We start from the raw sequence: 15698 nt of genomic DNA, 5'->3' as shown, positions 1-15698 counted from the left end.
ATTTTACCTCAAAATCGTTATTGTTCCTTTTTTAATTTCTTTTGTTCCATCACTAAATTCAAGATCCAGTAAATACACATAGACTCCGTTTGGCTGCGCTTGTCCTTTATGTGTACCATCCCAACCGTTTTGAACATTTACCGATTCGTAAATGAACTGCCCCCATTGGTTATATATGCCGAACTTCATTTTAGCAATGCTATTGCCGTATACGTACAACACATCATTTTTACCATCATTATTTGGTGTAAACGTATTTGGAACAAAGACTGCATTACCTAATGGATTTTCGCTTCCGCCATTAAAGGTGGTAGCATCACTCAACTGGCAATCCAATTGGCCTTTAGCTCTAACCCTGATGTTCACCTTCTGATTTGGCTGTAAGCCACTTATCAGGTGCGTTGTTCCGGCAGCACCGCCGCTCGGTAAGATCCAGGTTAAGCCGCCATCTAATGAAACTTCATAAGCGGTTGCTCCTGTTATTGCACTCCATGCAAAAGTGACACTTGTTGCAGTAGTTGACTGAACGACAACAACCGGTGCATTAAGCTTGGTTAATACATTAACGGTAACTGCTGTACGTGTACTACTTGGACAATTCGTCTGCGCATTGATACTACCTACATAGTAAGTGGCGGTAGCATTCAATACCGGAACATTAAATGTATTTCCTTCGGCCAATGCAGTTCCTCCTGCCGAATTGGTAAACCAGGCATATTTAAGTGTAGCATCCGGGTTGTTTACTGTTAACACCGTAGTACTACCCGAACACAATGGATTGGCCGCACCTGAAATTGATGGTGGAGCAGTTGGAATAGCCCCAGCAGTTACAATAACTGCAGTACGTGTAGTGTTTGCGCAATTACCCAACACCGCCTCAACATAATAAGTTGTTGTTGTAGTTGTAGTTGCTGGAGCACTAAAGGTCGCACCGGAACCCAACGCTACCGTAGCGTTGGTAGCTGAATACCAGTTATAGGTAACTCCTGCTACTGCATTAGATACCGACAATGTTGCACCGCTTCCAAGACAGGTATTTACATTAGCTGACACAACTAATGGAGCCTGTGGTCTGACACCAACATTTACAGTTACTTTAACTCTTCCTGTCGCACTACTACAATTTGATGCATTGGTAGCCTGTACAAAATAATCAATTGTAGCATTAAGGAAGCCTGTAGTAAACGTAGCTCCGGTATTCACCGGGCTTCCACCAGTCACAGCGGTAAACCATTCATAAAGGACACCTGATTGCGGATTTTGAATAGTCAGCAAAGTTGCATCTCCCGAACAAATTGTGGTACCAGTGCTAGCAATTACAGGCACATTTGGACGCGGATTAACGGTTATGGTAACTCCTTTACCTGTTCCGGATAGATTTTCACACCTGTTATCACCACGAACTGTTACATAATAAGTAGCAGTAGCGCTAATTGAAGGCGAGAAAGTTGCACCGGTAGTGATCGGGCTAGTTAGCGCCTGGTTACTGTACCAGGTAAATATTGGGTTTACTACCGCACTAGTAGCTGTTAATGTTACTGTTTCACCTTCGCAAATTGGAAGAGCTGCACCCGCAACATTAATATCTGCATCAGTTGCCGGGTTGTTAATGGTTATAGCTACCACTTGTGCTGCAGCGGCTGGACTTTCACATCTGTTATCACCACGAACCGTTACATAATAAGCAGTTGGACCGTTTATTACAGGTGAATAATTCTCACCTGTAAACACTGCATTCGTCAATGCAGCATTACTATACCAGGTAAATACCGGGTTAATTACTGTAATGCTGCTTGCTTTTAAATTCGCAGTCGCGCCTACACAGAAAGGTTTATTGAAACCTGTTACCGTAATATCTGAAGCACTGGCAGGTAGATTAACAGTAATCGCTACAATTTTACCACCATTGGATAGATTTTCACATCTGTTATCACCACGAACGGTTACATAATAATTAGTACTTGCAGTAATAGTTGGTGTAAAGCTTTGTCCTCTGAACACTACATTCATTAATGTAGCGTCACTATACCAGGTAAATACAGGATTATCTACAGTTGTTGTAGTGGCCAGTAATTGAGCAATATTGCCTTCGCAGAATGGCTTGTTGGCCCCGCTAACTGTAATATCAGCTGCTGTTGCCGGAGGGTTAATCGTAACTGTTACTGCCCTGGCATCAGCGCTCACATTTTCGCATTTATTTGCACCGCGAACCGTTACGAAAAATGTGGTGGTTGCAGTTACTACCTGACTATAAATTGGTCCGGTAAACAAAAGATCTGTCAATGCAGCATTACGATACCAGGTAAATACAGGGTTGATTACTGTTACGCTACCTGCGTTTAGCTGTACTGTACTTCCGGCGCAGAATGGCTTTTCCGCTCCCGTTACGATAATGTCTGCAGCCTTAGCAGTTGGATTAATACTTATAGTTACCATTTTAGCGTCGGCAGCTGCATTTTCACACCTGTTGTCGCCGCTAACAGTTACATAGTAGGTAATCGCTGCAGTAACTACAGGGTTGAATGTAAGTCCTGTATGTTCCAATTTCGTTAATGCAGCATCACTGTACCAATTGAATATCGGATTCACAACGGTGGTGCTTGAAGCTGTTAAGTTAGCTGTTGATCCGGCACAGAATGGTGCAGAACTTCCGGCTACAGCAATATCCGCAGCCGTTGCAGGCGGATTAACCTTAAGAACGATCGCTTTACCACTTCCGCTGGTATTTTCGCATTTATTGTCGCCACGAACAGTCACATAGTAAGTGGTGTTCTGATTGACAGTTGGTGTATAGGTTGGTCCGGTAAATAAGGCATCTGTAAGCGCTGCATCACTATACCAGGTAAACACTGCATTGCCTATTGCACTGTTTGCAGTTAAGCTAGCCACTGTTCCGACGCAGAATGCTTTTTCTGCACCTGTTACCGTGATATCCGAAGGGAGTGCTGATGGGTGTACTACAATGGTAATTGCTGTCCTGGTTAATATTAATGGTGGACAACCATTTGCATTAATAGCCCCTACATAATAAGTATAAGTACCTGGACTAAGGCTTGGCGTTGTGTAAACACTGGTATTAGTAGCCAAAACATTTCCTGCAGTTAAAGCATCATACCAGGTATAAGAGACCCCTTGAACTTGAGTTACCCCTAAAACCGCCGGACTATTGGCACAAGCTGTTGTCGGATTTCCCGGAAGTGCTACCGGAACATCAGGCACTGCTAAAATTGTTACAGTAACTTTAGTTCTGACAGGGCTTTCACAACCATTACGAGAAGCCGCCACAAAGAACTCATGCGTTCCAGGAGCCAGGCCACCTATAGGGAATGTAGGGCCACTAGCTGCTGGCGTTGTAGCATTGTCGATGTACCAGTTATAAGTCATGGAACCTACCGGATTTAGAACCATTAAATCAGTAGGCGTTCCGGCACAGATAGTAGCTGGAGCAGCGACAACCTCTGGTGCTGCAATAATACGCTGCGCATAATTAAAGTTGATGGCCGTAAGGGCGCCAGCAAGGCCTGAATTTAAACGAACTTCTACCCTATCAAACACGTTGATTGGTGTAAATTCGATAATAGCTTCTTCGTTGCCCGGTAAAATTTCCAGTTGAATTAATGGGTTATCTAATGCCATGACATCAACATTACTGATGGCACCATTATATGTAGTAACTTCAATACCTGGAATGACTGCCAGTGTAAGTAATTTACTTGGCGAAACCAGTTTCAAACGGACTTTATCACCGATGGTAGATACGCCGGTAAAAATAACTCTCTGGTAAACAAAAGAACCAACGCCAACAGGAATTCTCAATGCTGAGCCTGTGTTCACATTGTTATCTACAGCCTGCAGTCTATTGTCTACTCCTGCTAAGAGTGCAAGAGGACCGCCCGTACCGATTTCTTCAGCTGTAGCAGCTTCACATGGAACACCGCCACCTGATGCCGGAGGTAAAATAGTTACCACAACTGAAGCTGCAGCAGAAGTACATACTCCTGTAGTACTGGTTATCCAGTAGGTTTGTAGGATAGGAGTTGCTCCATTGTTTAAAATTGGATCGGTTACAAAAGTACCATTCTGACCATTGGCTACTGTAGATATTTCAACCGCTCCGCCTAATGTCGGATCAGTCGTATACCATTTAAAAGTAGCACCTGGAGTAGTAGCAGTTGCAATTAAGACGGCACTTTCACCACTATTTATAGTGGCTGCTGTAGGTGTTATTGCAGGTGGTGTAGGAGTTGCACCGACATTGACAGTTGCTGTTGTCGCAGTAGATGCACCACCGCATCCATTTTGGGCAGTAACGGTATAAGTAGCCAATCCGCTTACCGTAGTAATGGTATAAGTAGCGGAAGGAAGGGATTGCACAACACTATTACTGCCGTCTCTCCAGACATAAGTTAATCCTGGTTGTGGATTAGCGATGGTTAAAACAACACTGGATCCTGAGCAGGTTACCACATTCGCTGACAACAATTGAGGCGCATCCGGTACAGGAGTAACCGTTACATTAATGACAGTTCTAGAACTGGTACAACCGGTAGCAGGAGAACTCGCTTCTACATAAAATTTGGTAGTAGCTGTTAAAGCGGGACTAGTGATCGACACTCCCTGTCCAATTGAGGTACCCGCTGCATTATACCATTTATAGGTGATGCCCGCTATCGGACTAACAACTTCCAGAGGGATGGTATTAGGGGCGCAAGCCGTAACGGTAGATGAGGCTACTTTAGGAGCCACCATTACACGTTGTACGTAATTTAAATCAATGGTATTTAAGGCGCCGACAAGCCCTCCATTTAGGGTAAGCCGAACCTTATCAAATTGAGCCGTAGGTACAAAAGAAACCAGGGCCTGGCTATTGCCATTCAATAATTCTACACTAACTAATAAAGGATCACTAACAGTTACCTCATCGTTATTATTCGCAGCACCATTAAAGGTATTCAGTTTAATACTCGAAAATAGCCCCAGGGAAAGTAATTTTCCAGGAGCACTGAGCAGTAATTTTACGGTATCGCCCACATTAGATAATGTTGGGAATTCTACACTTTGAAATACAGAAGCACCAAGTGCGCCAACAGTCATCACCAATGATGATCCGGTTTGCGTATCATTATCGATCGCTAACTGAGGGTTAAATACACCTGAAAGCAATGCGACACCAGTAACACCATTTGTTTCTGTTGTTGGTGCTTCACAGGGCACCGGATTAGGATTACCTCCATTGTTTACGGTAATGGCAATCTGAGCACGACCAGCCGAAACACAACCTGTAGCGATTGATTTTGCTTCTACATAATAAGTAGTATTAACCAAAAGTGGTGGTGTTACATAAGTAGGGCCTGTAAAAACTGGTGTAGTTGCAGTGGCTGTAGTATACCAGTTAAAGGTAACTACAGGGGCAACACCAGGAACATTACTATTATCCGTAGATGAAGCGTTTAAAATTGCAGTCTGGCCCGGATTTATGGTAGTAGCTGAAGCGCTCACTTGTGGCAGAGCCGGAGCCGGACTAACAGTAAGTGCTGCCGGAGTTCTTACCGAAGACGAACAATTGCCGTTTACCGACTCTACATAATAGGTAATATCGCTGTTGACAACAGGCGTTCTAAATTCTGTACCTGTAAATAGTAGTGTCCCACCGTTGGCAGCAGTATACCAGTTATAAGTTACATCTGCTTGTGGTGTAGTTACAGATAATACAGCAGGAACGCCTGCACATACCGTTCCTGTTCCCGTGATAACAGGAGTTATTAAAGCTGGAGTAACAGTAACAACTACCGGAAGTCTTTCCGGATTTGCGCAACCAGCTTTGCTGATTTCAATATAATAGGTGGTGGTTGCAGTAAGTGCTGGTGTAGTATATGTATTGGTACTAGACAATAAACTTCCACCGGTAGCTGCACTATACCACGCAAGGGATGTGCTTCCATTTGGCGTAGCGGCTAAGGTTGCTGTTGAACCCGAGCAAATCGTTTGGCTGCCTGCGGTCAATGTAGGGTTTGGATTAATAACCTCAGCACCGTAAATATCCAGGCTGCTTAATGCGGCAACAACAGCCCCAAATCTAACCTCAACCCTATCATATTCCCCCCCTGCAACAAAAGTTGCTTTGAAACGGTTGCCACTTTGCAGTTTAAGATCAACCAAAGAGGAGTTTAAATTATATGTAGAAACAACTGAAGTACCTTTTAGCACAGTAATGGTAACACCATTCAGTACATTCAGATCCAGTAATCCTGTCGGAGTTTCAAGATCGAGGCGAATGCTATCAGTTGCAAGACCTGTATTTTGGAAAATCAAGCGTTGATACCCTGTCGCCCCAACCCCAACTGACAAGGTAATCCTTGTAAAATTGTTTGGATCAGCATCAGTTGAATTACCAGCCCCCTGAACACTACACAGCAAACAAAGTACACCGCTGGTGCCTGTTTCCTGACGATTAGCAGCATTACAATTCGGATTTGAGCTTCCTGTAACTACCGTTACGACAACCGCTGTTCGGGTAGTACTTACACACCCCTCCGCACTTTGAGTTTCTACATAATAGGTAGTTGTAGCATTCAATATCGGAGTTGTAAAACTAGATCCACTGGCGAGAGGAGCGCCTCCGGTTTCAGCTGCATACCAGCTGATCGTATTTCCAGCTGTAGCACTGGCCTGTAGAACAGTTGTCTGTCCATCATTAATAATTTGATTGTTTGTAATGATAGCAGCTGCTACAGGAGCAGGATTTACATTTGCCTTTACCTCTACACGATTACTTATTGCAGTTCCGGAACTTGCCTGAACATAATAAGTAGTGGTACTTGTTAATGTTGGTGTTTGGAAAACAGTTCCCGTAAATATAGATGTGCTACCGCTCGAAGCATACCATTTGTAAGTTACACCCGCTTGTACATTAGTTACAGATAACGGGCTGCTGCTTCCTTCACATATCGTTGCATTTGCAACTACAGGATCTGCAACACCGATCACAATGGTATAATCTGTACTGGTGGTAATGCCATTTGCATCCATTGCAGTTTGTGTGATGGTAAATGTACCACCAGTTGTTGGCGTTCCTGTAATTTCGCGGGTAGCAGGATTGAACGACAATCCCGAAGGAAGCACAGGAACACTGTAAGTATATGGCGAAGTCCCCCCAGCGGAAACTCCCGGCAATGTTTGCGTAGGATAAGGAGTTCCAACTGTTCCGTTTGCCAATGTTGCACCCGGAAGCACCAATAAACCCTGGATATTAATATGATAATTTTGTGTAACAGTTGCGCCTGTTGCATCTGTTACAGTAACCGTGGTATTAAATGATCCCGATTGCGTTGGCTTACCGGAAATCTGATTAGTACCCGGATCGAAGGTCAGGCCTGGAGGCGTGTTCGCTCCTACATAAGTATATGGCCCCGTACCACCTGTGGCTGTTGGAAGAGTTTGCGTAGGATATACAACATTGACCGTTCCATCAGGAAGAGAGGCTGCCCCTAACACCAAAGGATCCTTAATCGTTATGGTATAAGCTAAGGATGCTGTATTACCCTCACTATCGGTTACATTAACAGGGAAAGTAAAAGTTCCTGATTGCGATGGCAGCCCTGTAATGGCCCTTGTCGAAGGATCAAAACTCAATCCCGGAGGTAAATTATTTGGCGCAACAGCATAAGTATAAACACCACTACCCCCTGTTGCCGGAGGAATAATTTGTGAAGGGTAATTAACTCCATTAACACCATCCGATAAATTAGCAGGAGTCAATGCCAAAACGTCTCTTACTACAATTGTAAAATTAGTAGTAACGGTATTTCCATCTGCATCTGTAACTGTTACGGGAAAGGTATATGTACCAGCAGTAATCGGCGTCCCCGTGAATACACCCGTAGCAGGATCTAAAGAAAGCCCCGGGGGTGCATTTACCGCAGTAAATGTATAAGGAGTTGTACCTCCAGTAGGGCTTGGAAGGGCTGTTGACGGATAAGTTTTACCCACCATTCCATTTGGTAAAGTGGCGACCGGAAAACTTAAAACTGCGGCTATTGTTAAAGTATAATTTGCCATAGCAGTACAGCCTGCAGCATCTTTAGCTACGACTGAAAAAGTAAAGGTTCCTGCGGCGGATGGCACACCTGAAATTAAACCACTGGATGAAATGTTCAATCCTGCCGGCAATTGACTTCCAACGGCCAGCGCGTAGGTATACCCAGGAACACCTCCTGTTGCAGGATCTATTTGTTTAGTATATGCCTCACCCACCATGCCATTACTTAATATAGTAGTTGTAAATACTACAGTTGGATTAACGGTTACTCTTACACTATCCAAATCAGACTCAGCGACGCAACCTGTTTCTACCGCAGCAACATAGTAAACATAGTTTCCGGCGGCCAGTCCGCTTTCTTTAAGATTATTACCTGTTACACCCGATACCAAAGTTCTTGGGCCATTAACCCCTATTTTTTTGTAAAAATTATAAGTATATCCTGCATTAGGACTTTGAGGCATCAAGGAAAGTTCCGTTCCACCACATAATGTTAAAGCATTACCTGTTATACCCGTAAATGTTGGTCTTGCAACTGTTCGCTGCACTTCATGAATATTGATTCCACCGGTTAAGATGTTTCCACCAACGGCCAATGTATTATCTATGGAAATCTTTATCCGGTCAAATATCCCGCTAGGTGTAAAAAACACTGGAACAGCCGTATTATCAGAGAATACACCCAACAGATCCAGGTTAAGAAGGGTGTTCAATGGCACCGCCTGACCTACAGGATTATTCCCATTATAAGCTCTTAATGTGATTGTTTTTAACAAATCAAGCGTGAGTACTGATCCTGGTCGTGAAAACGTTACTTTAGCAACATCCCCGATCTCAGAAAGGCCATTCATTATAATCGTTTGTGATACGGATGTACCTAAGCCCACCAATCCCGCTTGTATCTGAGAAAAGGTATTTAAATTATTATCAATCGCCCGATCAGGGTTTGTTACTAACGATGTTAAAGAAACGTTTAAACCAGACTGCTCTACACTGGTAAAAAGTGGCGAGCCACAATTATCACTCGCAGTAGTAAACGCAGTGTACACATTCATATTGATTGTACTTCCCAGGCTTAACGAAAGCAAATTATTTCGAACCCTTAGTCTGATGCGAACAGAATTATAAGGAACTGTTGAGGTCACAGCAAAATAGTTTCTTCCTGCTACATCTTTTACTGCCGTAGCGGTAACATTTGCATCCACTACCTTTGTACCATCGTTACTTGCATCTGCATTATTGTAAGCATCTATCCGCACAACCTTACTGGAAAGAAGCCCGGTAAGATCACCCACAACGCCGAGCAAATCAAGATTTACCCCATTATTTGTTGGCAGGTCGAAAGGAATATAAGTAGTTGTTCCTGCCGTCAATTGGCCTGCATTTTTAAGTTGAATGTAAGCTTCCCCCTCAAAACTTGCCAACAACACACTAAAATAATTCGCTTTAAGAGTCGCAGCAGCTACGGATGGATTAGCTGCTGCATTACCAGGGGCATCGACCTGTCCGGCACCTGTAGAGCTAACATCAGGATTTTCTGAGCCAATCCCTAGTACCGTGGTGTACCTGGCAATTCCGGTAGACGGAGTTACAGTTAGATAATTTTTGGTCTGGCCATACGTGTTTAAACTAAAAAACGTTATACAAGTGAGCCCGAGAAAAATAAGTAAAAAGTTAAAAGAGCTTGATAAGGTAGATGTCCTTTTCATGAGTAGGGGATTGAGATGATCATAATTTATTGCCGCAATTATACTCATAGATTCAATTCGACTTCTTATTCGACTTGTTCATTCATCGCTCCCAGGGGTTCATTCCGTTCATTCTGTTCATTGTAATTTATTACAAACTTCAAGTAGACTTCCTACCCCGCTTTAAAAGATTGGCAGACAAGTTTTTGTCCCATTCCAATTTTCTTTATTCATTTTTTTCCTTAAATAATTTACGTTCATTATTACCTTTAAAGCATTATATTCGTTTAGTTGAATTTTTTAACGCTCACTTATAAAGTGTATGGACGAAACGGCTATCTTAAATGAACTCAAGCGTTTGATTCTAATTAAGACAGGAATTAGAACAATTACGCCATCTGATTGCAAAAGGATATCGATAGAGATTAGCAGATCATTAAACAAGAACGTTAGTGAGACAACCATCAAAAGGTTATTTGGCTTTGCTGAGGCAAAACACAACTTTTCCAATTTTACGATTACGACGCTGTCAGAATATGTAAATGGCGAGAACCCGGAGAACTGGCCCGTTCATGCCCATGTTTCCAACAAACATATCATTCCGGCAAACTGGTCGGATGTAAAATTTAAAATTTCCAAGGTCACAGATTTCACATTGAAAGGAATTAAGAACCGTTCAAGTATGCCTTATCAAATGACCATCAGCAGGAAATTTGCCGAACATGATTTTGATGTTTTTTATAAAAGCGATTTCAGCTTCACAGCTTTCATTTCGCAGCCCGGATACGGAAAAACAATCTTACTTAGTCACTTAGCAGAAAGGCTGATAAGCAATGTCTCTGCCTATAAGGATTCCACTGTACTATTTGTACAGGCCTCAAACTTTTTCAATTCAGAAAATGTTGCACTCAATTTTGAGGACCAGCTAAAGTCATTACTAAATATTTCCAAAAAGGAAAGTCTGGTAAATTATATCAGTGAAAATTGCAAGCAGTCAAATGGAAAATTCATTATCTTCTTAGACGGTTTCTCAGAGCTGGCGCATAAAAATGATTTAAAAAAGCAATTGTTCGATGGCATCATCAGCTTTATATGTTCGATAGAACATGTAAAGGCCATAAAACTTGTGATGAGCATGCGCAGTACAGCCTGGATCAGATTTTACGAGAAGATCAGGCATTCGGCCTACTTAAAAAGTAAGTGGTTTATGGGGAACTACTTTAACCAGAATGAAGTTTCCAATGTCCCACCGCTTACAGAAAAGGAAGTTGATTTAATCATTTCAAAAATAGATGGCATCAATATCAGGGAAATAAACCCTAAGCTTAAAAATCAGTTGAAGTTCCCTTTCCATATTGAACTATACCATCAATTGCGTGAGGAAGATCCGCTCTTCAATTATTCAACAAACATTACTTTCCACGAACTGATATCGAGGTTTATTCAGGAGAACATTTACCGCTCAAATTATTACACAGAAAAAATCCTTTTCCTAAAAAGAATAATCCAACTTACATCTTATGGAAAAACCGGAAACGCTGTTCCTAAGGATAGCCTGATCAACGAACTATCGGCATTTAAAAATGCTTATATGGAACTTGTTTCTGATGGCATAATTATGGAAGAGAAACATTACCAGGACTACCATCCACGGGAGTTTGTGCGGTTTATTCATACCCATATCTTCGAATATTTTCTATTTATTGAACTCCTTGAAAAGTTCCACTTACAATTAGACACGCATTTTTTCCAACATATACATGAGGAGTATCACAATAATAACACGCGTTTCCAGCTACTGCAATGGACTGTCCGTTTTATCGTCAGGATAGGAGATTTAAAAGCCTTACTCAGGTTGTTTGATTTACAGTTCGATCATCTTGAGCATAATTATTTAATTCTTTTTATTGCTGAAAATTTAAAATACAGATCAAAATATAGTGCAGATACCATAAACCTGTTAAGAGAGTATAAATTACATGATCGAATTATTGAAGAGCTGATCCATTTTGACTTCGTTGATTCCAATTATAAAGAAGCAATTGAAGTACTGGCTGATCTTTCAGATTCAGAGGAGCATACTTTGATTTATCAGTCCTTACTTGCAATGATTGATATCCTGAGTATGAATGAGGAAAGAATAAAAATGAGATTGGAAAAGCTGAATGATCTGAATGCCACCGGTTGGCTGATCGATCCGCGGGAAGCTACACAACTCATTTATGCGAAAATCACAAATGCGCCGATAGTGGACAATCCCCTAATCAGCTGCATACAACGCTCAGAGTACCCATTTTTAGATCATAACAGGGAATTAAACACCCAGCAAGGAATTACCTATTTATTGGTTATCGTACTCAATTTACTTTATGGGTCAGACAATAGTTCCGTCAAGATCATAGATACAATTATCAATCTTCACCCTAAAGATTTTTCAAAGAGATCGGAATTCTCCATATTTATCCTTAATTTAATGGGGCTTTCCAAATCAAGAATGAATTCCTCTAAGAAGACAGATCAGCTGGAAAGGATTCTTATTCGTCTTCACGAGACCAGGGACCGATACAAAACGACCCAATACTCGGCTTTAATATTAAAAATGACACGGGCCTATCAGCATAGAAACAAAGGGGAATATGAAAAAGCCTGCGAATATTGCGACGAGTGTATACACCTTTTCAAGAAATATAAGCTGAATTTAAATGGCATCATGATGTATAATCTAATCATAGCCATTTATTCGCGTATGAACAATATCCCTAAAGTGAACGAATATAAATACGAGCGACTTTGCATGATGGATGAGAACAACATTTCCAGTGGCATGTTCTTTTCACCAAGAGCGTCTTTCATAAAACGTCGCTAAAAAAAGAAGCCTGTATCATCATCATGATACAGGCTTCTTTTTGCCTAATAAACTAAAGCTAGGGCCTATTTTTTGTATTCAGCAGCTAGTTTTAAAGCATCGTATGCATTAACGATACCACCTGTAACGCTTAACTCTGAGAAAGGAACTGTTTTAGTATCCGTATCAGTTTTAATCTGTACAGACTGGTTAACTTTAACTACCGATTTAAGAATGATATCTTTAACCTGAACAGCAGTTAATTTAGGATAGTAAGAGCGAATAAGTGCCGCTAAACCAGCTACAACAGGAGCAGCCATACTCGTTCCGCTTAACTTCTCATATTTTGATCCTGGCACTGTTGAGTTGATGTCAACACCCGGTGCAAAAACGTCAACTTTAGTTTTACCGTAGTTAGAGAAATTAGCTTTAATCTTATCATCGTTAGTCCAGCTTGAAGCACCTACAGTGATCCATGTAGCCGCCTTACCACCACCGATATAGTCAGGGCTAGGAAAGTTTGAATCTACTTCAAGATCTTTATTGTCATTACCTGCAGCATGGATAAGTAATACGTCTTTAGAAACTGCATACTTTACAGCCTCATCAACGATTGCTTTGTCCCATGAAAATGATTTCCCAAAGCTCATGTTGATTACTTTAGCACCATTATCAACTGCATAACGAATACCATTAGCAACATCTTTATCGCGCTCATCACCATTTGGTGTGTTTCTTACGCCCATAATCAATACATTATCAGCTACACCTTGAATACCAAGATTATTGGTACGTGCAGCACCGATAATTCCACCTACGTGAGAACCATGCTTTGCATCAGGTCCAGCTACGTCATTGTTACCATAAAAACGCTCTTTACTGTTGTTAGGATCATCACCAACGATACCACGCGGATCGTAGTCAACATTCAGGTTATACTCAACCTGGTTTTTGTAATGATCATATCCAGGAACAATCTGACTGTTATAAAATTCCTCAAAACTTGCATTTTTTAACTGAGCAACCATAATTCTTTGAATATTGGTTTCCATCTCATCAGCAGGTTTAAAAGCTTGAAAATCCTCACGTGTAGGCTTTTCTTTACCAATCTTTTTCACTACTGCATCAATTGCATTTTTTATACCTGAAAAGCGTTCTAAACCAGTCTTAGCCTCAGCTAATTCCTGATCTAATTCAGTTTTGTTTTTTTGATAAGTTTCAAAAGCAGGAAGCTCGTTTGCTTTTACCGAGGTGGCATCTGCATTCGCAAATTTAGCATTGTCTCTTCTCACCAAACGGGTAAGTTCCAAAGTTTCGTAGTTTATAGATCCTTTTGATGAACCTAAAAAGTTCCAGCCATTTACGTCGTCGATATAACCATTCTTATCATCATCTTTACCGTTGCCAGCTTTTTCTTTTTTATTTACCCATAATACAGACTTTAAATCTTCGTGCTGAATATCTACACCGCCATCAAGGACCGCAACGATAACCGGCACAGATTTCTTACCTTTTAATAGTTCATTATAAGCTTTCTCTGTACTTATACCGAATGTAGAATCTGCTTTCAAATCAAGGTTCTGCCAGTTAGGTTTCTGTGCAAATGACACAAAAGGCATAGCTGCTAGTAACGCAACATACACTCCCCTATTGCAGAAAAAATTCTTGTTCATCTTATTCATAGTTTTCAAAATTTGTTCAAAGTTAATCAAATTTGACACCAACATGGTAAGGCCCTACATGTCAATATCACCAGAATCGAGTAGGAAGATAGGGATTACTTCCCTATCTGTCCTCTCACACCACCGTACGTACCGTTCGGTATACGGCGGTTTGTTAGAATAACTTCGTTTGGTGTGTTGTTTTCCAATAATAGTAGTTGGCGAATCCTTCAAAACCAAGTTTTGAAAAGTATGCTTTGTTTAGGGTGGTAAGCAAGATTGGGCTATTCGCTACTCTACAGTAAGCCTTTCTGGTATTAGCCAATTGGAAGGCTTTACTTTTCGCAATGCCCAACTTTATCAGATTACGTTCCCTACCTCGACTAACTTTCCACTGCTTCCACAAAATCATTCTCAGTCTCTTTCTTGTTAGCTCATCGAGTCCTATCATATGGCTTTTAGCTTCCGCAAGCGAGAAGTAATTCACCCAACCATGAATTATGGCTCCGAGTTTCAATATCCTTGAAGTTAGTGGCACTGGCTTACTACGCATTGTATGTTTCCTGATTGTCTCCTTAATACGCAACAACGATTTGGGTGCAATTCGCACCTTCCATCTCTTATCACGACTATAGAATGAGAAACCAAGTAACCTACTTTGCGTAGGAGTACTCACTTTGCTCTTTTCCCGGTTTACCTTCAGTTTTAGACCTTCTTCCAGATAGACAGCAATCTTATTCATCACCCTATGGGCTGACTTACTGCTTCGAACGTAGATACTACAGTCGTCTGCGTATCTAACAAAACGATGCCCACGCTCTTCGAGTGTAGAGTCAAGTTCATCCAAAATGATGTTTGATAAAAGAGGACTCAGAGGGCTGCCTTGCGGCGTTCCTTCTCTTCTTGGGGTAACCAGTCCATTTTCCATGATACCACTACTCAGATAAGAGCGGATAAGCTTCAATGTTCGTTTATCCTTTATCTTCAATGACAGAAGGCTCATAAGTTTGTCGTGATTAACCCGGTCAAAGAATTTATCTAAGTCCAGTTCTACAATCCAGATATAACCTGAATCGAGGTATTCCTGCGCCTTAAGTACAGCCTGATGGGCATTACGTTTCGGTCGGAATCCGTAACTGTTCGATGAAAAGTCCCCCTCATACTTTGGACTGAGCCATTGTGAGATGGATTGCTGAATTAATCGGTCAATGACAGTGGGGATACCCAACATCCTTCTCCCTCCATCACTTTTGGGTATTTCTACCTTCCTAACAGCATGTGGACGATAACTGCCTTCCAAGATATCAGATCTTAATGTTTGCCAGTTTGCATTCAGGTAGTCACGAAGTTCATCGGTCTGCATACCATCAATACCTCCGGCACCCTTATTGGCAGTAACCTGCCTAAAGGCTCTTTGTACATTTCGGATGTCTAATATTTCTTCAAGCATACTACTAAAAAAAAAC

4 protein-coding genes are annotated in these 15698 nt (G+C 41.5%); 1 reads left to right on the top strand and 3 read right to left on the bottom strand.

What is annotated here, in order from left to right:
• Nucleotides 1-3 precede the first annotated feature (3 nt).
• Nucleotides 4-9747 (bottom strand): Ig-like domain-containing protein, encoded by a 9744-nt coding sequence (locus B9A18_RS09080; protein WP_084288961.1) that lies wholly within the window; start codon nucleotides 9745-9747, stop codon nucleotides 4-6.
• 301 nt (nucleotides 9748-10048) lie between these two features.
• Between B9A18_RS09080 and B9A18_RS09075 the strand changes: the two genes are divergently transcribed.
• The gene (locus tag B9A18_RS09075) at nucleotides 10049-12592 is read left to right on the top strand and encodes an NACHT domain-containing protein (protein ID WP_084288960.1); all 2544 of its coding nucleotides are present in this window, start codon (nucleotides 10049-10051) and stop codon (nucleotides 12590-12592) included.
• A gap of 65 nt (nucleotides 12593-12657) precedes the next feature.
• Here the strand turns inward: B9A18_RS09075 and B9A18_RS09070 are convergent, their stop codons facing one another.
• Both B9A18_RS09070 and ltrA read right to left on the bottom strand, forming a co-directional pair.
• Nucleotides 12658-14244, bottom strand: coding sequence for a S8 family peptidase (locus tag B9A18_RS09070; RefSeq protein WP_394335621.1), 1587 nt, complete (start codon nucleotides 14242-14244; stop codon nucleotides 12658-12660).
• 163 nt (nucleotides 14245-14407) lie between these two features.
• Nucleotides 14408-15682: a group II intron reverse transcriptase/maturase gene (gene ltrA, locus B9A18_RS09065; RefSeq protein ID WP_200816336.1), complete on the bottom strand. Its 1275-nt coding sequence runs from the start codon at nucleotides 15680-15682 to the stop codon at nucleotides 14408-14410.
• Nucleotides 15683-15698 lie beyond the last annotated feature (16 nt).

The sequence above is a fragment of the Pedobacter nyackensis genome (assembly GCF_900176505.1).
Classification (GTDB): domain Bacteria; phylum Bacteroidota; class Bacteroidia; order Sphingobacteriales; family Sphingobacteriaceae; genus Pedobacter; species Pedobacter nyackensis.
Note: the sequence above shows the minus strand (reverse complement) of the source record. Positions and strands in the feature narration are given on the sequence as shown.